This window comes from Thalassotalea sp. G20_0, assembly GCF_017744175.1.
GTDB lineage: Bacteria > Pseudomonadota > Gammaproteobacteria > Pseudomonadales > Endozoicomonadaceae > Endozoicomonas.
Genome location: NZ_JAGHQV010000053.1, coordinates 12726 through 31393 on the forward strand (window position 1 = coordinate 12726; position 18668 = coordinate 31393).

Sequence of the window (18668 nt, forward strand, 5' to 3'; positions counted from 1 at the left end):
GAGTCAGGCTTACCAAGACTTACAGAGGCGAAGTGGGCCGGAATAACATCGAAAGGCAAAGAGCTATGTCAGAAAAGCCAACAGAGAACCCATCGTCGCTGCGTCAAAATGTCAATATGCTGGGTACCTTGCTGGGTGACGTCATCCGGGACCACAAGGGAGAGGACTTCTTCAATAAAATCGAGTCTATCCGTCAGTTGTCCAAAGCGGCCCGCAGTGATGCCGAGGGTGATGACGGTCTGAATGAACAGCAGGCCCTGTTAGACCTGCTGCACAGCCTGCCTGATGATGAGCTGGTACCTGTGGTACGGTCTTTCAGCCATTTCCTGAATCTCACCAATATTGCCGAGCAGTTCCACCTGGTATCCAGGGACTGTGAAACCAGCCACTGTGTTCCTGATCACTTTAGTGAATTGCTCAAGGCGCTGAAGCAGAAAGGTCTCAGCGATCAGCAGATTGCAGAGAAAGCATCGGAGCTGGATGTTGAGGTGGTACTGACTGCGCACCCGACCGAAGTAACCCGTCGTACATTAATTCAGAAATATGAGCAGATATTCCAGTGCCTGAGTGACCTGGAAAACCAGTCGCTCAGTGATAACGAACAGCAGCGCATTGAACAGCGCATTCGCCAGCTGATTACTCAGGCCTGGCATACCTATGAGTTTCGCAGTAAACGACCAACACCGGTTGATGAGGCAAAAGGTGGCTTTGCCACCATTGAGCACTCCCTGTGGCATGCGGTGCCACAGTTTGTCCGTCAGATGGATGACCACCTGCAAGCGTTCACCGGTCACCGGTTGGCGATTGAGGCGGCACCCGTTCACTTTTCCTCCTGGATGGGGGGGGACCGGGATGGTAACCCGTTTGTAACATCTGAAGTGACACGTGAAGTATTGCTGCTCAGTCGCTGGATGGCAGCAGACCTGTTTTTAAGGGATCTGAAACCATTGATCAGTGAGCTTTCCATGAGCGATTGCAGTGATGAGCTGCGGGCGCTTGTGGGGGACTCCCGGGAACCTTACTGGTCTGTGTTAAAAGAGTTGCGGGAAAAACTGAAACATACCCGTCAGTGGTGTGAGCGAGGTCTGGCCAGACCCGGGGATGCACCGGTAACACCGACGGCGGGTGTCATTCTTGATAATGAAGATCTGATCAGGCCGTTAAGGTTGTGTTACGACTCTCTCCATGCCTGTGGCCTGGGGGTTATTGCCGATGGCCCTCTGCTGGATACCCTGAGAAGGGCATACTGCTTTGGTCTGACGCTGATTAAACTGGATATCCGTCAGGAGTCTGGCCGTCATACCCAGGTGTTCAGCGAGCTGACCAAGGCCCTGGGTCTGGGGGATTATGAGCACTGGGAAGAACTGGAAAGACAGAGCTTCCTACTGAAAGAGCTGCAGAACCCAAGACCCCTGTTGCCGAATACCAAAGGGCCGCTGAAGTGGTCGCCATCACCGGATGTGCAGGAGGTTTTAAACACCTGTCGTGTCATAGCCGCCGAGGGCTCCAGGGCACTGAACTGCTATGTGATTTCCATGGCTAAACAGCCATCAGATGTACTGGCGGTGGCTTTGCTGCTGAAAGAGTGTGGTGTGGATTTCGACATGCCTATCGCGCCACTGTTTGAGACATTGGACGACCTTGACAACGCGGCGGAGTGTATTCGTCACCTGCTGTCATTACCCTGGTATCGCGGTTATTGCCACGGTGGCCAGATGGTTATGATTGGTTATTCTGATTCTGCCAAGGATGCGGGGTGGATGGCGGCTGGCTGGGCTCAGTACCGTGCCATGGAAGAGGTGACGGCGGTATGCGCTGAGGCCGATGTCCGGTTGACCTTGTTCCATGGCCGTGGTGGTACCATTGGCCGTGGTGGTGGCCCGGCCCATGCGGCGATTCTTTCCCAGCCTCCGGGTTCGGTCAATAACCGCCTGCGGGTGACTGAGCAGGGGGAAATGATTCGCTTTAAGTTTGGCTTCCCACAAGTAGCCGTCCAGAGTCTTATGCTATATGCCAGCGCCACACTGGAAGCAACCCTGTTGCCGCCGCCAGTGCCAAAGCAGGAATGGCGTGAAGTAATGGATCAGTTGTCAGCGGATTCCGTGAAGGTTTACCGGGGCATTGTTCGTGAAGAGCCTGACTTCGTACCTTACTTCCGGGCCGTAACGCCGGAAATGGAACTGGGTAAATTGCCGCTTGGCTCCCGCCCCGCCAAGAGGAAACCCAACGGCGGCGTGGAAAGTCTGCGGGCTATTCCCTGGATTTTTGCCTGGACACAGATTCGCCTGATGCTGCCAACCTGGCTGGGCTGTGGCGAAGCGCTGGAGAATGCGGTCAACAATGGCAACCGGGATGTGCTTGAAGCAATGATGACCGACTGGCCGTTCTTTAAGGCACGTCTGGAAATGCTGGAGATGGTCTTCACCAAGACCGATGCCCAGCTGGCCAGGTATTATGAAGATCAGCTGGTGCCCGATCATCTGCACTACCTGGGCGAAAAGCTCAGGCGCATGCTGTCGTCTGCCATTGAAGTGCTGCTTGATCTTAAAGAAGGGGATGAGCTGATGTCATCACACCCGCAGAACAAAGAAGCCATTGGTCTGCGTAACCCTTACACTGATCCTCTGAACTTCCTTCAGGCTGAGTTGCTGCAGCGGGTTCGCTCCCAGGAAAAAATAGCGGGAGAGAATGCGGAAGTGGGTGAGGAGCTTGAACAGGCACTGATGATCACCATTGCCGGTATTGCAGCAGGTATGCGTAATACAGGCTAGTACATGGTTTCAATGTAATTGATGGGTTCCTTCTATCAATGACTCCCAAGCTTCGTTCGTCCTGAGCCGAGCCGAAGGGCGCTCAGGGTGAACGGAGATTGTTCACATCAAACTCTTGGCAGGAAACCGTCAATGCTTAACGGCAGCCTGTTTAAGGGTGATTGCGGTAGCAGGCGTCATGGTTAAGCTCACCGTGCCGCCTCTTTTTGTTGCCCCTGGCCGTTCGGCTTCATCCGATAGACGACCCTTCCTTCATATTCATCAGACACCACCGCTAGCCCTCGTTCATTCAGTATCCGGGCACCGGCACAGTCCGGCTGCCGGAATATTTTTTCAAGTTCAGACTGCGGCGGCGTACCGATGGCTGGCAGGATACCCTTCTGCTGCAACCGCTCAATCTCTGACTGCATACCGTGGCGGGTGGCAGGCGATAGCAAGGATATTGTGTGGTTCAGTTCATCCGCTGCAACGATAATTTTTTCTGTCAGGGTCATGTTTTCAGGTAATTCAATCTGTCTCAGTTCCTGCTCATTGTGCAGCTTTCGGTAGGCACCGGCTAAGCCGGTTTTCGGATCCCAGCAATCGGGGAGGGGCAGGTTGTCCGAGCGTTTGGGATGATCGGTCAGGCAGGGTTTGATGCCAGCTTTCTCTGCCATCACCAGCCGGACCAGGTCATCCAGGTTGTCGCGCATGCACTGCTGCGGATCAGATGCCTGCTCAATCATTAATCGCCGTTTCGAGTTATCCACCGGCAACCGGTATTTCGTGGTGAACGGATTGGCATCTTGGTGGTGCCAGCCCCCGGTAATGCAGGCCAGATGTCTGAAGCTTACCAGTGCTTCCTGGATCAGCAGGGTAAACTCTGGTTTATTGACCACGCGGAGTAGCTCAATGGCTTCCGGGTTAAAATAGCTGTCCTTTCCGGGCTCGGCAGAACCCGGCGTCAGTCGGATCGCGGGAAAATCCTCCCGACATGGGATGACCCGGACAATATCGACGATATCACCAAAGCGTAGCACCTGACGGAGCAGTAATTCGTCTGCGGAGCATTGTTGGTCACTGGTGAAGGGGGCCCTGACCGGCTGCATCTTGTTGCTGTTTTTATTTTTCAGTGCACTGGTTACTAACCCGATCAGCTGATCCGGGTAGTGATGCAAACCCTGCATATCACGCTGGAACAGTTCAGCGGCACGACGCTCTTCTACATCTTTATGCTCATCTTCGGCAACTGCATCGTGGTATAGCTCGGCAATGGGCAGTAATTCCTGCAGCAGGGGCTGGTTTTTCAGTAGTTCCTTGAATGGAGTATGCATGTGAGGCAATACCTCCACAAGAAACTCGGTCGCCAGCTGTGTACGCAGGGCGTGATCCAGACCGTGAACTTTGCGGGTACGGGGTTTGCCCCCTTCCAGTATGACTTTTGCTATGGTGGGATGGTGATTCTGGTAGTAATGCCAACCCGCTACCCGGGTGATTGCAGGATAGTGGCCAATACGGTCAAGCTCACTTTGCACAAAGTTCGGCGGGGCGGTCAGAAATTTGTCGAGCCATTCGCTCTGGTCGGCTTCCTTATCAGGCAACCGGATAACGCAGAAATTATTTACCCTGGGTTCGCGGTGAAAAAGCTTTAAGCAGCTGAATAATATATTATTTGACAGCGGGATAGTGGTCATGTAGCGAAAATGCTCGATTAACTGCTCATCATTAAATCGCTGCGGCGATAAGCCATTTTGCAGGTAGTCCAGCAATTTTTGCCCATCAGCATTTTTGTTCAGATAAAACTGGTGGTATATTTCTTCGCCGATCAGTTCCCGGCACAGATTTTCAACCCAGTCGGCTCCGGTGGATACCGATTGACGGGCCAAAACTTTTTTCAGATTGTCTATAACCGTAGCCAGAATATTAGGGATTCCCTCAGGGGGAGCCAATTGCCCTGGCTTAACCTCTGTACAGAAGCCATTCGTATAAACCATCTTGTTGCAGCTGATCTGCCACAGGATCTCGTGTCGGATAATCCTGAATTCATCACGGGTCAACAAATTCTCCTGGCAGAAATACCTGGCTGCCAGTAACAGCCATAGGCTATCGGCCACGTCAAAATTGCGCTTTTGAAAATCAATCCTGGTCCCATGGGCAATCAGAAGACAGACGACTAATGGGTTGTGCTTAGAGTAATAATCACAATGACCTTGCAACAATATTGGGACAAACAACCTGTTAAGTAATGCCTTCCTGCAAATCTGCGCTTGCTTGCCAAGCTTCGATTTTGTCTCCTGCCAACCATCCCCGTATAAATCCATATCCAGGAAAATGCAGTTTCCCTGGTTTTTGAAGTCTCTTAAAAACCTTGCAGGGAAAAAGGACGTATCAATCAATTTTTTCAATAACTGCACAGGTAGATTGACATTAAGTAACCGGGCATTTTCTATAGCTTCCAGTAATTCGGGTAAGTTACATAATATGTCCTCGGCAGATAATATTTTTATCAGATCCAGATTTTTTTCTGCCTCTGTTACGGATTTGACACTTTCCGGAATATTGATCAGCAGCTGCAAAAAACGATCAACACCGGACTGCACCAGTACGTTGAACAGCGTGATAACCTGGCCCATGGTTTGAGCATATTTCGAGAATGTTCTGGCGTTTGCCGAAATCGCCTCTATTTCATGGCGCTGCAGTTTTAGCGGCGGGAATAGCACACCCCGCTCGCTATCGTATACCGACAGCCGTAAAGATTGACGAAATTCCCCAACAGCACTGGCGTCATCTCCCAGTTCAAGCAGTAAAATGTTTTGCATCATATCTGCGATCCGGTCAAACGTAGCTTCCCGGTTAAAGTCGAGAAGATATCCGCAGTGCATCAGGCCCAAATTAATGCGGCAAATAATTTCCGGGTAGGTTTTTCCGATATTTTTCCTGCTGGATAACTGATGCAGCAGGTAACCTGTGCTGTCAATACGCCCGGAGGTTTTGGTATCAGGGAAGATCGTTTTGCTCTGCCAATATTTTTCTTCCATCTTGATGTTAAGCGTTACGTAATCCGTGATTTTTTTTATCGGTTTGGAATGTGTTTTTCTCGGCTGAAAATCTCCTTGAGCATCGGTGAAGGCATCATGTTTATAAGCCCATGCCAGCTCAACCTCATCCCTCTCTACCGGTCCTAACATGGTCACTACCCATGATTTTCCACTGAATACCTGCTCTTCACCATGTTCGGATACGGGGTTGTTGCATTGAGGACTTAACAACGTAACCGGCTTTGTTTCCCAGCCGAGCCATTTGCCCTTGCGTGCATCAACAGCCCGAACCATTAATCTGCCATCCTTGAATAAGCTGACAATATCATCTGCCGGGCGAGAACCGGGTGCAGGAGTTTGATCAACTGAAGATATATTCATAAGGTGATTATTATTTTCTGTTTATTCATTACGATTAGATTTAATAACTATCAAATAGTTCCTCCTCTGCTCCGTGATTTGACACTCCACACCGGTTTTTTAGTAGTTTTGCAGTGGTCTGGGAGGCCGACCGGGAAGAGGCTGCCCTGCGCGGCAACTGCTCCTGACTCCTGCATCCATGCAGGTGTGCGGCGGCAGCAAAAGGGTCTGAAAATCCGCTGGCAGGGAGCTGTCAATGCTTAACGGCAGCCTGTTTTGGGGGGGGGATTGCGGTAGCAGGCGTCATGGTTAAGCTCATCGTGCCGCCTCTTTCTTTGTTGTCGATGGCCGTCGTTAGGCTTCATTCGATAAACGATCCTCCCTTCATGTTCATCAGACACCACCACAAGCCCTCGTTCATTCAGTATTCGGGCACCTGCACAGTCCGGTTGCCGGAATATTTGCTCAAGCTCAGACTGCGGCGGCGTGCCGATGGCTGGCAGGATACCCTTCTGCTGCAACCGCATCATTTCTGACTGTATACCATTGCGGGTGGCAGGTGATAGCCTGAACACTGTGTGGTTCTGTTCACTGTTCAGTTTATCCGCAGCAACGATAATTTTCTCTGTCAGGGTCATGTTTTCAGGTAATTCAATCTGTCGCAGTTCCTGTTCATTGTGCAGCTTTCGGTAAGCACCAGCTGAGCCGGTTTGTGGGTCCCAGCAATCGGGGAGGGGCGGGTTGTCCGAGCGTTTTGGGTGATCGGTCAGGCAGGGTTTGATGCCAGCTTTCTCTGCCATCACCAACCGGACCAGATCATCCAGGTTTTCGCGCATGCACTGCTGCGGATCAGATGCCTGTTCAATCAGCAATCGCCGTTGATGGTTATCCACCGGCAACCGGTATTTCGTGGTGAACGGGTTGGCATCTTTGTGGTGCCAGCCCCCGGTAATGCAGGCCAGGTGCCTGAAGCTCAGCAGTGCTGCCTGGATCAGCAGGGTAAACTCTGGTTTATTGACGACGCGGAGTAACTCAATGGCTTCCGGGTTAAAGTAGCGGTTCTCTACGGATTCTACAGAACCCGGCGTCAGTCGGATCGCTGGAAAGTCTTCCCGGCAGGGGATGACCCTGACAATATCGACGATATCACCAAAGCGCAGCACCTGACGAAGCAGTAATTCCTCCGCCGGGCATTGCTGGTCACTGGTGAAGGGAGCCCTGACCGGCTGCATCTTGTTACTGTTTTTATTTTTCAGTGCACTGGTTACTAACCCGATCAGTTCATCCGGGTAGCGATGCAAACCCTGCATATCACGCTGGAACAGTTCAGCGGCACGACGCTCTTCTAACTCTTTATGTTCATCTTCGGCAACCGCATCGTGGTACAGCTCGGCAATGGGCAGTAATTCCAGCAGCAGGGGCTGGTTTTTCAGTAGTTCCTCAAATGGAGTATGAAAGCGAGGCAATACCTCCACAAGGAATTCGGTTGCCAGCTGTGTACGCAGGGCGTGATCCAAACCGTGAACTTTGCGGAAACCGGTTTTTATGCCTGCATCTCCTGCCAGTATCAATTTTACTTTGGTGGGATGGAGTTTCTGATAGTAATGCCGACCCGCTATCCGGGTGATTGCAGGATAGTAATCATCATCACGAAGTTCACCTGGCGCAAAGTTCGGTGGAGCCGTCAGACATTCATCCAGCCATTCGCACCGGCCAGCTTCTTTGTCAGGCAACCGGATAGCACAGAAATTATTTACCAGGTGTGATTTGTGACAAAACTTTAAGGCGCTGCCGATTCTACCATCTGGCAACGGGATAGTGGTCATGTAGTGAATATGGTCCATTAACTGTTCATCATTAAATCGTTTTGGTGACAGGCCACTTAGCAGATAGTCCTGAAGTTTTTGCTCATCGGCCTGGTCGTCCAGATAAAATTGGTTATATATATCTTCGCCGATCAGTTCCCGACACTGATCTTCAACCCAGCTGTCGTCGGTAGTTATTGATTGTCTGGCTAAAAGGGTTTTCAGATTGTCTATAAGCGTATCAAGGTTATTCAGTGTTTTCTCAGGGGGAGCCACTTGCCCCGGATTTATACTGGTGAAGTAATTTTTCGTATGAGTCATCTCGCTACAGAGAAGCTGCCACAGTAGTTCGTGGCGGATGATCCTGATTTCATCCCTGCTCAACCAATGCTTTTTACAGAAATACCGGGCTGCCATTAACAGCCAGAGAATATCCGTTGTTTGTTGGGGAGTGTTTTGAAAGTTGATCCTGGTGCCATGGGCAATTAGAAGGCAGGTGGCTAATGGGTTGTAGTAGACGCAGGTATTACCATTAAATAATATTGGGACAAATAATCTGTTTGCTAATGCCTTTCTGCAGAGCACCGATTGTTTGGCAAACACCGATTCCAGCTCCTGTATACGATCCCCGGGGAGTAAATTCATATTCAGGTAGAGATATTTATCCTGGTTTCTGAAATATGTTATTTCACCAAGGCGGACAGTAATTGTGTTAACGATATCTGTCAGGAACCGTACCGGTAAATTGACATTAAGTAGCCGGGCATGTTCTATGGCTGCCAGTATTTCAGGCAGGCTATATGAGTTCAATAGTCCCGGGGTTGTTAATATTTTGATCAGATCCGGGTTTTTATCTGTCTCTGCCACGGCTTTGACACTTTCCGGAATATTGATCAGTAACTGCAGAAAGCGATCACCACCGGACTGGGTCAGTACTTTGAAAAGAGTGCTATCCCAGCCCATGAAATGAGCATATTTAGAGAATGCCCTGGCGTTCGCTGAAATTGTCTCTATTTCATGGCGCTGCAGTTTTACCGGCAGGAATAGCGCACCCCGCTCTCTATCGAAGACCGACAGCTGCACAGGTTGACGAAATTCCTCAAGGACGCGGGCATTGTCTTCCAATTCAAGCCGCAAAATGTTCTGCATCATCCTGGCGACCCGGTTAAATGTTGATTCTCTGGTAAAATCGAGAAGGTATCCGCAGTGCATCAGGCCAAAATTAAGGTGGCAAATAACCTCCGGGTAGGTTGTGTCGGCATTTTTTTTGCTGGACGACTGATGCAACAGATAACCCATCCTGCCAATGTGTCCGGAGGAGGTGTCCGGAAAGAACGTCTTGCTCTGGCAATATATTTCTTCTAATTTTGTATCAAGCGTTGCCAGGTCAGTGATTTTTTTTAACCGCTCGCTGTGTGTGTCTGAAGGCTGACAATTGCCGTAATTATCTGAAAAAGCATCTCTTTTATAGGCCCATATTAACTTGATAGCATCCACTGGTTGCAACATGGTGACTACCCATGGTGCAGCCCTGAATACCCGTCTTCCTAAATTTTCAGATAAAGGGTTTTTGCAATGGGGACTTAACAGCGTAACTGGTTTTGTTTCCCAGCCGTGCCATTTGCCCTTGCGTGCATCAACAACCCTTAGCATTAATCTGCCATGGTTAAACAAGCTGGCAGGGGCAGGGCGCACACCGGGTGTTGGATGGTCAACTGTTGCAGTTGAGATCATAGGATTTTCTAATTCTCTCACTAAATGATCAGCAATGGTTTGATTCGATAAACCTCAAAGAGTTCCCCTCCGGCCCTTGATTTTGCTCGTCTGGATGCTTGTTCAGTGTTGTTACAGGTGATTTAAAACCGGTCGAACTATACTGGGCAGGTCTCGTTTAATTTGAGCATTCTTTCTGTGCTTTTTTACGGACCCTGAAATCTTCTCCCTATTCCTTTTTTTGCCTATCCCACCGGTGCCTTATGCGTCAGCCGGGAATGGAGGACGACCACGCATTTATTACCTTTGGTGCTTTCAGTGCCTGTGGTGAAAATGGGCTAATCTGTGAAGGTCGATATTTATTGTGAGGTGAGTGCTTATGCCGTTTGTCTCTGTGAAAACGGTCAAGGGGCTGTTTAATGAAATCCAGAAGCAGGAAGTGATGGATGGAATCTCTAAGCTGCTGGTGGAGGTTGCAGCAGGTGGTGAAGATCGTTTTCAGCAGGCGGTCTGGGTGGTCATTGAAGAGGAGGAGCCCGGAAACTGGAGTCTTGGGGGGAATAGCCCGGAACTGGAGGCATCCAGACAAAAGCGGGGAACCGGTAAGCCCTGACGCCAGAAACGATAATTTCATAAGGTTGGTTACTTATTAGTTCCCTTGGTAATTACCCTGCTATAAGATGCGAAAAATAAAAGACAATAAGCATGTGATGGAGTGATTGTGCCGGAAGTCGTGATCAGTGGTACCGGGTTATATACCCCGCCGGGGGCCATCAGTAATGATGAGCTGGTCAATGCATTCAATGCCTGGGTCGACCAGCAGAATGAAAACAACAAAGAGGCCATAGCCGCCGGTGAATTGGAACCGCTGGCCAGAAGCAGTAGTGAGTTTATTGAAAAAGCCTCCGGAATTGTTAACCGCTACGTGGTTAACCGGGAAGGCGTTCTTGATCCGCAGAGAATGGTTCCTCGAATTCCCGAGCGTGGCAATGAGGACATCTCTGTCCAGTGCGAAATGGCACTCCATGCCGCCAGAGGGGCTCTTGCCCAGGCCCGGGTCGAGCCATCCGGCGTGGATATGATTATTGTCGCCTGTTCCAATATGCAGCGCCCTTACCCGGCCATTGCCGTTGAGATCCAGCAGTTTCTCGGTGGCGGTGGTTATGGTTATGACATGAACGTCGCCTGTTCTTCAGCTACCTTTGGTATCCAGGCTGGCGTCGACGCTATTCGCAGCGGGTCTGCAAAACGGGTATTGATGGTGAACCCGGAAATTTGTTCAGGTCATCTGAACTTCCGCGACCGGGACAGTCACTTTATTTTTGGTGATGCCTGTACTGCCGTATTGCTGGAGAGTGAGGACATTGCCAAACGGAAAGATGGCTACCGGGTACTCGGCTGTCACTTGTGGACTCAGTTCTCCAATAATATCCGTAACAACTTTGGCTTTCTGAATCGTGCGGATGAAACCGGCGTCGGCAAGCCCGACAAACTGTTTGTCCAGAATGGCCGGAAAGTCTTTAAAGAAGTTTGCCCCCAGGTGGTGAAGCATATTTCTGATCACCTTGAGTCTCTTGCACTCACCCCCGGAGATTTGAGCCGTCTGTGGCTGCATCAGGCAAACTTGAATATGAACCAACTGGTGGCGCGCAAGCTGCTGGGCCGTGAGCCAGAGCCCCGGGAAGCGCCGGTGATTCTCAATGAGTACGCTAATACCAGTTCAGCTGGTTCGATTATTGCCTTTCATAAACACTCGCTGGATCTGACATCGGGGGATAAAGGTATCATTTGCTCTTTTGGGGCAGGTTACTCCATCGGTAGTGTGGTGGTTGAAAAGCAGTAATTTTCATATTGGCTCCCGGGCCCCGGTGATAAGTCCAAACTTGTCACCGGGCTTCCGGCTGTATATGCTTGTCCGCTTTTTATTGAATACGTCAATAAATTTGTCACATATTCCAAGCCAGACGGTGTCTCTATAATACGATCTCTTGCAGCAGAGAACGGATGGCTGGCAACAGGAGCTTTTCATGCGCGTTATTCTGCTGGGTGCACCGGGCGCCGGTAAAGGGACTCAGGCTCAATTTATCATGGAAGAGTATGGTATTCCCCAGATCTCTACCGGGGATATGCTGCGGGCTGCGATCAAGAACGGCACTGAGCTGGGCAACAGGGTCAAGGCCGTCATGGATTCCGGGGCGCTGGTTTCTGACGACATCATCATTGCCCTGGTCAAAGAGCGTATTGCTGAGAGTGATTGCGCCAATGGTTTCCTGTTTGATGGCTTTCCACGCACCATTCCCCAGGCTGAAGCTCTGCGTGATGCGGGTGTTGCCATTGACCACGTTGTGGAAATCGCTGTTGATGATGAAGAAATCGTCAAGCGCATGAGTGGCCGTCGCGTGCACCCGGAAAGTGGTCGTACTTACCATGTGGTCTTTAATCCACCCAAAGAAGAGGGTAAGGATGATGTGACCGGTGAAGCCCTGGTGCAGCGTGCAGACGATGAAGAAGAAACGGTACGCAAGCGCCTGGGGGTCTACCATGATCAGACTGCGCCATTGGTTGAGTTTTATCAGCAGGCGGGTGGCGATACCCGTTACAGCCGCATTGAAGGTGTTGGCTCTGTTGATGAAATCAAACAGCAGGTGCTGGACGCGCTGAAGCCTGTTCTCGCCTGAGTGAGACAGTTGCCTGATGTTGTTGCCTGAGCAATGACTGTTGATCAAAACAAAAGTCGGGGGTGTGAGAAAGCGCCACCGGCTTTTTTGTAATTACTGACAATACGGTTGTAATGAACTGCCGGTCTTTTCAAAATAGTCGCCTGGCCATGTTGCTGACGCTCACCAAAACAGTAAAGATTCCCCATGAAACTGCTTGCTCTTGATACCGCAACGGAAGCCTGTTCTGTTGCCCTTAACCTTGATGGCGAAGTGATTGAACGCTTCGAGCTGACTCCCCGCCGACATAGCCGTGATCTGCTGCCAATGGTTGAAGATATTCTGGCTCAGGCCGGCCTAAGCCTTAAGCAGCTGGATGCCCTGGCCTTTGGCCGGGGGCCAGGGGCATTTACCGGCCTCAGGGTGGCTACCGCTATGGTTCAGGGGTTGGCGTTTGCGGTTGATCTTCCGGTGGTTCCGGTCTCGACGCTGGCTGCTCTGGCTCAGCAGGGGCTCAGGGAGCACAAGGCAGCAAAAGTGTTGAGTGCCATTGATGCCAGAATGGATGAGGTCTATTGGGGTGCGTTTTCCGAATCTGATGGCTTAATGGTGCCGGTTGCTGCGGAAATAGTGACCCTGCCAGAACAGGTGGTGGTACCGGTTATGGATGGGTACTGGTTTGGGATGGGCACTGGCTGGTCGTTCAGACACCGACTGTCAGCCACCGTGGTTGATTGTCAGATTGAAGCCTGGCCCAGGGCCCATGATATAGCCCTGCTGGCAGCTGCCGACTTTAAACGGGGTAAAGGGCTGCCTGCGGATCAGGCCATGCCGGTTTACCTTCGGGATAAGGTAGCTCTGAAAAAATCAGAACGTTAAGACAAGGACGGATCGTGATGGACACTCTACAGACCATGATCCTGGCGCTGATCCAGGGCATTACTGAATTTCTTCCTATCTCCAGCTCGGGTCACCTGATTTTGCCCGCCCAGCTGCTTGGCTGGACGGACCAGGGGCTGGCATTTGATGTTGCTGTGCACATTGGTACGCTGGCTGCCGTCATTGCCTATTTCTGGAAAGACCTCTTTGCCATTGCCCGTGACTGGCTGGGCTCTCTGGTGGGGAAGGGCGCTACCGTTAACAGCCGTCTTGGCTGGTATCTGATTTTTGCCACATTGCCCGCCGTGGTATTTGGTCTGGCCCTGAAAAAAATGGGGCTGGATGAGGCGATGCGGACCGTTGCGGTGATTGCGGGTACCACCCTGATTTTTGGTGCCCTGCTGGGGTGGGCAGACCTGAAAGGCAAGCGTATTCAACCCCTGGAGCTGATGTCTTTCAGACAGGCGATGCTGATTGGCTTTGCCCAGGCGCTGGCGCTGATCCCGGGCACATCCCGCTCTGGTATTACCATGACGGCTGCGTTAATGATGGGCTTTACCCGTGATGCAGCTGCCCGGTTTTCGTTCCTGCTGTCAATTCCCGTGATTCTGGGGGCGGGTAGCCTGTTGATGCTGGATCTGGCAGAAAGCACAGTGCCGGTGGACTGGCAGGCACTGTCCCTTGGAACCCTGGTGTCGGCTGTCAGTGCCTGGCTCTGTGTGCATTTCTTCCTGGCATTTATCAACCGTATCGGGCTTATGCCATTTGTCATCTATCGGATGGTTCTGGGTGTGGTGCTGCTTGGGTTTGTATTCTTCTAGAAGGGAATAATGATCGGCTGAGAACCAGCCGATCACTGCCTTGATAGACAGGTTTGCAGATCAGGAATTTATGATTTGATCGTAAATCTGATCATAGATTTTGTAGAGTACAGTCTCTTCCTTGGCGATTCTTTTGCACAATGCCTTTATGATGTTGTCACAATCGGAGTGGAAGTTTTCGGATGTTTGGTCGGTGGATTCATAGAGGTTGAAGAAAGCCATAACATCCACAGAGATTTTGTCCATGTCCAGGGCGTAGTCAGATAGCATCGACTTCAGGCTTTCATCTTTTGCGGCGGCCTCCCGTAATGGGGGGTAGAGATAGCGGTCTTCTTTATTTAAATGAGCCAGTAGCATTTTTTTTGCCGAAAGCACCAGTTCCCGGCCCGCTTCACTGGCAACACCTTCTTCCCTGGCTTTTACTAATAAGTCACTAATTTGCAAGTGTTCGTTCTTTAACTCGCGGATCAACATTGACATAGGTGTTCACTCCCTGAACATAACGGTCTCTTATAGTTTAGGTTGCGATTCCCAAGCCTGTCTCAACCCCCTAATTATTAACCGTTTTCAGTGGCTGGTTCATCTTCTGGCTCTGCTTCGACCTCCAGGCGTTGCCGGGACAGCCTTCCTGGCCATTGATAAACAAAGGCATTGTTTATTTTTTGTCTTTTCGGGCAGTTTTTACCCTGCAAAATCCCCCTTTGTGTCAAAAATCCTCTGCTATTCTTGTTTGGTGTGAAAAATCATTGGGGCTCAAATGAGTACGATCTTTTTAGAAATTACCACCTTCATTTGGGAATATTTACTGATCTATCTGCTGCTGAGTGCTGGTGTTTACTTCACTGTCAGAAGCCGCTTTGTCCAATTTCGTTATTTTTTTCACGCATGGAAGCTGACGCTGGGGTCTCGAAAGACATCAGGTAATGAAATATCTTCTTTTCAGGCCCTTTGTACCAGTCTGGCTGCACACGTAGGTACTGGTAACCTGGCCGGGGTTGCCATTGCTATCTTTATCGGTGGCCCCGGTGCGGTGTTCTGGATGTGGATCGTTGCCCTGCTGGGGATGGCCTCCAGTTTTGTAGAAAACACGCTGGCGCAACTCTATAAAACCAACAATAAAGATGGAACCTTTCGTGGTGGCCCTGCCTACTATATAGAGAAAGCACTTGGCCTGCGCTGGCTGGGTATTCTTTTTTCAGTTCTCTTGTTAACGACCTTCGGGTTTGTCTTCAATGCGGTTCATGCTAACTCGGTATCCCAGGCGGTTTCTGGTCATATGGCGATAAGTCCGGTATTGGTCGGCCTGGTCATTGCCGGTGTGACCGCTGTTATTATTTTCAGAGGGATCCACTCGATTGTTCATTTTGCAGAGTTAGTGGTTCCGGTAATGGCCCTGGCTTATCTGGTGATTGCTTTTGGTGTTGTAGCTTTGCATTTGAATGAAATGCCTGCCGTTATCGCGTTGGTTTTTGACAGTGCATTTGGTCTGCATTCAGCCACAGGTGGTGCTATTGGTTATTCCGTGGCTCAGGCCATGATGCAGGGAATCAAGCGAGGCCTGTTTTCCAATGAAGCTGGTATGGGCAGTGGTCCCAATGCTGCTGCGGCAGCGACACCCAAACCAAACCATCCGGCGGCTCAGGGCATTGTGTCGATGATCAGCGTGTTTATCGATACCATTGTGATCTGTACAGCGACCGCAGCCATTGTGCTGCTATCCGGCCAGCTGGAATCAGGCAGTACCTTCAATGGTATCCAGCTGACCCAGGCTGCGCTCGCTGGAATTGTCGGTGGCTGGGGGCAGTGGTTTATTTCCATTGCTGTCATCTTTTTTGGTTTTACATCGGTGATTGCCAATTATTACTACGGTGAGTCAAATCTTCTGTTTATTCGTAACAGTCCCCGTTTATTACAGGTTTATCGATCTGTTGTCGTATTTTTGGTCTTTCTTGGTTCAATCGCATCCCTCGAGATGGTATGGATGGTTGCCGACCTTGCCATGGGGCTGATGGCACTGATTAATCTTGTGATCATCCTGTTGCTCAGTGGCCCGGTTATGCAGGTATTGAGGGATTACGATTTACAGTCAGGATCCGGCCGTTCCCCTGAGTTTAGGCGCAGTCGTTTTCCTTTTCTGGATCGAACGATTGATAAGGATGTCTGGGTTAATAAAGCTGAGTCTGAGGACTCTCTCGAACGCATTGGTAATGCCAATTTTCAGGAGACAAAGTCCTGTTAGCAAAAGTTGAAAAGTTGCACCGGAAAGCCGAGCCGGGTGGTACAGTGTTTGGCTATTTTTTTGGTTTATCCCTTGATGTTGGTTGACCTTTATCAGGGATTGCTTATTTGAGGAATGTTGTTGACAAGGTAGTCTTTTACATTGCCTCGTGTTATCTGAAATTAAACAATGAAAGAGTATTGTCAATAGTGTCATTTAATTGATAATTGGTATGCTCATTATTTGTTTCCTGATGAAAAAGCCTGTTTTGATGTTTGCTATTTTGAAATGGTGGGGCTTCCTGGTTGTTTAAGGAATGTTTTATTTTACCGTAAGGGTATTCTAAATTTTTGTTCAGGCTTTCAATTGCATCAGATGTTACTTGTACGTGTTGGTGATCGTTTTATGCGTATTTCTGTGGTTTGTTATTTGGCCTGAATTGGACACAGGATGCGTTGTTTTTAAAGGGTTTCAGGCAGTTTTTAAAGGATTTCTATTGTTTGGTGGATAGGTGTTTATACTTATCATTCAAGGTTTATTCCCTAATGTTATAAATTTTAATTTGAAATAAAAATCGAGAATACACAATGCGCCGGGAATTTTATGAATAACTTAATAGACTCCATCAATGGTCTGCTATGGGGCAGCATTCTTATGTACCTGCTTATGGGGGCAGGTCTGCTTTTCACGGTAAAAACCCGCTTTGTTCAGATTCGCCGGTTTACTCTGGCAATGAAAACCATGCTGGGCAGCCGTGTGACTGATTGTTCTACTCATGTATCTCCGTTTCAGGCGTTTTGTACAAGCCTTGCTGCACGGATAGGTACTGGCAACATAGCGGGTGTCGCGGTTGCCATTACTATGGGTGGGCCTGGTGCTGTTTTCTGGATGTGGCTGATCGCGGTTCTGGGTATGTCCACCAGTCTTGCCGAGAATATTCTTGCCCAGCTTTATAAGACCAATAACGGTGATGGTACTTATCGAGGTGGCCCGGCTTATTACATTGAGAAAGCCCTTGGGCAGCGTTGGCTGGGTATTATCTTCTCCATCTCCCTGATTATTGCGTTTGGCTTTGCCTTTAACAGTGTGCAGTCTAACTCCATTGCTGCAGCATTCAGTGGCTACGAAATTCCAACGGAAGCTATTGGTATGGGGCTGGCAATGGTGAGTGCCCTGATCATCTTTGGTGGTATTCGCTCCATTGCCAAAGTGGCAGAGATGGTCGTACCGATCATGGCCTTTGGCTATCTGGGTGTGGCTCTGGTGGTGGTATTTATGAATATCCAAGAGCTGCCGGCGGTCTTCAGTCTGATTATCAAGAGCGCTTTTGGTCTTGATAGTGCTGTCGGTGGTGGAGCGGGTTACGCGATATCCCAGGCGATGCAGCAGGGTATCAAGCGTGGTTTGTTCTCCAATGAAGCGGGTATGGGTAGTGCCCCTAACGCAGCAGCAACTGCACACTCGAATCATCCTGCCAACCAGGGCATGATGGGGATGCTGGGTGTATTTATGGATACAATCATTGTCTGTACTGCGACCGCTTCTATTATCCTGATGTCCGGCGTAATGGATGGTTCTGGCGTAACAGGTATCGAGTTGACGCAGCTGGCTCTGGAAAGCCAGGTGGGGCCGGTCGGTAAGCACATGGTAGCTGCGGCTATTCTGTTGTTTGCTTTCAGTTCGATCATTGCCAATTACTACTATGGTGAATCAAACCTGCGCTTTATCATGGACAAGAATTGGCTGGTAAATGTTTACCGTATTGCTGTATTGGGTATGGTGATCTGGGGGGCAAGCAGCAGCCTGCCAACCGTGTGGGCTTTTGCTGATGCCTCCATGGGGATCATGGCACTGATTAACCTGACGGCTATTCTGATGCTTTCTGGTACTGTTGTTCAGGTTCTGAAGGACTTTGATGATCAGGTGGCATCCGGTGTGACGCCGGTATTCAATCGTCGCAAGTTCCCATTCCTTGATAAAACCATGGATGCAGACGTATGGACCGAGCACAGCTCAGGTCCGGTTGAAAACTCTGAGAAGGCAAAAGTTAAACGCACTGCAGCACCAGACGTTTAATTCTGACTTGGCTGAAATCATTGAAGGCCACTTTTTAGTGGCCTTTATGGCGTTTACTACTTTAATGATGGACAGGTCCGGATTTGGCATTATCCGAGTGGCCGGAAAGAACATGCAGTGAATGTTCTTGAGCGTATTCACCAGGAAAAACCGGAGGAGGAGATTGACCTTATATTTAACCTGCGTATGTTGCCATTTTAACCGTAAAATGCTTGTGTCATGATAACTGGTTTATCCTTGCAGGAACTCTTCAAGCCAGTCATGGTGGTTGTTGACCCGTTCTGACCCGGTCGCAAATAAATCAAAATCCGGCGACAATAAATCAGAATCCGATTCCCAAATGTCAATGTC

General features: G+C 49.8%; 12 protein-coding genes. 9 read left to right on the forward strand and 3 right to left on the reverse strand.

Annotated elements, in window-relative coordinates:
• Nucleotides 1–65 precede the first annotated feature (65 nt).
• Nucleotides 66–2771: a phosphoenolpyruvate carboxylase gene (gene ppc / locus J7438_RS21605; protein ID WP_209278182.1), complete on the forward strand. Its 2706-nt coding sequence runs from the start codon at nucleotides 66–68 to the stop codon at nucleotides 2769–2771.
• Nucleotides 2772–2959: 188 nt separating this feature from the next.
• Here ppc and J7438_RS21610 read toward each other — a convergent pair whose 3' ends face one another.
• On the reverse strand, nucleotides 2960–6169 hold the full coding sequence (locus tag J7438_RS21610; protein WP_209278183.1) for a hypothetical protein: 3210 nt from the start codon (nucleotides 6167–6169) through the stop codon (nucleotides 2960–2962).
• Between the two features lie 239 nt (nucleotides 6170–6408).
• Entirely contained in the window at nucleotides 6409–9462 is a 3054-nt protein-coding gene (locus J7438_RS21615; RefSeq protein WP_209278184.1) for a hypothetical protein, read from the reverse strand.
• Here J7438_RS21615 and J7438_RS21620 point away from each other — a divergent pair.
• The 6 genes from J7438_RS21620 to J7438_RS21645 all read left to right on the forward strand — a co-directional run bounded on the left by J7438_RS21620 (nucleotide 9461) and on the right by J7438_RS21645 (nucleotide 14023).
• On the forward strand, nucleotides 9461–9715 hold the full coding sequence (locus J7438_RS21620) for a hypothetical protein (protein ID WP_209203039.1): 255 nt from the start codon (nucleotides 9461–9463) through the stop codon (nucleotides 9713–9715). The genes J7438_RS21615 and J7438_RS21620 overlap by 2 nt on opposite strands.
• 330 nt (nucleotides 9716–10045) lie before the next feature.
• Nucleotides 10046–10279 carry a tautomerase family protein gene (locus J7438_RS21625; protein WP_163373103.1) on the forward strand — a complete coding sequence of 78 codons (234 nt, stop codon included), beginning with the start codon at nucleotides 10046–10048 and terminating at the stop codon, nucleotides 10277–10279.
• A gap of 108 nt (nucleotides 10280–10387) precedes the next feature.
• A complete protein-coding gene (locus tag J7438_RS21630) occupies nucleotides 10388–11509 on the forward strand; it encodes a beta-ketoacyl-ACP synthase III (protein WP_209203038.1) in 1122 nt (373 codons plus the stop codon).
• Between the two features lie 184 nt (nucleotides 11510–11693).
• Complete coding sequence (adk, locus tag J7438_RS21635) at nucleotides 11694–12344, forward strand: adenylate kinase (protein WP_209203037.1); 651 nt, start codon at nucleotides 11694–11696, stop codon at nucleotides 12342–12344.
• A 186-nt stretch (nucleotides 12345–12530) separates the two neighbouring features.
• Nucleotides 12531–13202, forward strand: a complete 672-nt coding sequence (tsaB, locus tag J7438_RS21640) for a tRNA (adenosine(37)-N6)-threonylcarbamoyltransferase complex dimerization subunit type 1 TsaB (protein WP_209278185.1) — start codon at nucleotides 12531–12533, stop codon at nucleotides 13200–13202.
• Nucleotides 13203–13219: 17 nt separating this feature from the next.
• Complete coding sequence (locus tag J7438_RS21645; protein ID WP_209278186.1) at nucleotides 13220–14023, forward strand: undecaprenyl-diphosphate phosphatase; 804 nt, start codon at nucleotides 13220–13222, stop codon at nucleotides 14021–14023.
• A gap of 60 nt (nucleotides 14024–14083) precedes the next feature.
• Here the strand turns inward: J7438_RS21645 and J7438_RS21650 are convergent, their stop codons facing one another.
• The gene (locus J7438_RS21650) at nucleotides 14084–14503 is read right to left on the reverse strand and encodes a hemerythrin domain-containing protein (protein ID WP_209278187.1); all 420 of its coding nucleotides are present in this window, start codon (nucleotides 14501–14503) and stop codon (nucleotides 14084–14086) included.
• Nucleotides 14504–14780: 277 nt separating this feature from the next.
• Here J7438_RS21650 and J7438_RS21655 point away from each other — a divergent pair, with 277 nt between their 5' ends.
• Together J7438_RS21655 and J7438_RS21660 are read left to right on the forward strand one after the other, a co-directional pair.
• Nucleotides 14781–16262, forward strand: coding sequence for an alanine/glycine:cation symporter family protein (locus tag J7438_RS21655; protein WP_209278188.1), 1482 nt, complete (start codon nucleotides 14781–14783; stop codon nucleotides 16260–16262).
• 582 nt (nucleotides 16263–16844) lie between these two features.
• Nucleotides 16845–18317 carry an alanine/glycine:cation symporter family protein gene (locus tag J7438_RS21660; RefSeq protein ID WP_209278189.1) on the forward strand — a complete coding sequence of 491 codons (1473 nt, stop codon included), beginning with the start codon at nucleotides 16845–16847 and terminating at the stop codon, nucleotides 18315–18317.
• Nucleotides 18318–18668: the final 351 nt, after the last annotated feature.

Coding starts and splice junctions, on each gene's coding strand:
- J7438_RS21615 (WP_209278184.1), bottom strand. CDS start 9,462: ATGTTGCAACCAGTGGATGCTATCAAGTTAATATGGGCCTATAAAAGA.
- J7438_RS21620 (WP_209203039.1), top strand. CDS start 9,461: ATGGTGACTACCCATGGTGCAGCCCTGAATACCCGTCTTCCTAAATTT.
- J7438_RS21655 (WP_209278188.1), top strand. CDS start 14,781: ATGAGTACGATCTTTTTAGAAATTACCACCTTCATTTGGGAATATTTA.
- J7438_RS21625 (WP_163373103.1), top strand. CDS start 10,046: ATGCCGTTTGTCTCTGTGAAAACGGTCAAGGGGCTGTTTAATGAAATC.
- tsaB (WP_209278185.1), top strand. CDS start 12,531: ATGAAACTGCTTGCTCTTGATACCGCAACGGAAGCCTGTTCTGTTGCC.
- J7438_RS21660 (WP_209278189.1), top strand. CDS start 16,845: ATGAATAACTTAATAGACTCCATCAATGGTCTGCTATGGGGCAGCATT.
- J7438_RS21650 (WP_209278187.1), bottom strand. CDS start 14,503: ATGTCAATGTTGATCCGCGAGTTAAAGAACGAACACTTGCAAATTAGT.
- J7438_RS21645 (WP_209278186.1), top strand. CDS start 13,220: ATGGACACTCTACAGACCATGATCCTGGCGCTGATCCAGGGCATTACT.
- adk (WP_209203037.1), top strand. CDS start 11,694: ATGCGCGTTATTCTGCTGGGTGCACCGGGCGCCGGTAAAGGGACTCAG.
- ppc (WP_209278182.1), top strand. CDS start 66: ATGTCAGAAAAGCCAACAGAGAACCCATCGTCGCTGCGTCAAAATGTC.
- J7438_RS21610 (WP_209278183.1), bottom strand. CDS start 6,169: ATGAATATATCTTCAGTTGATCAAACTCCTGCACCCGGTTCTCGCCCG.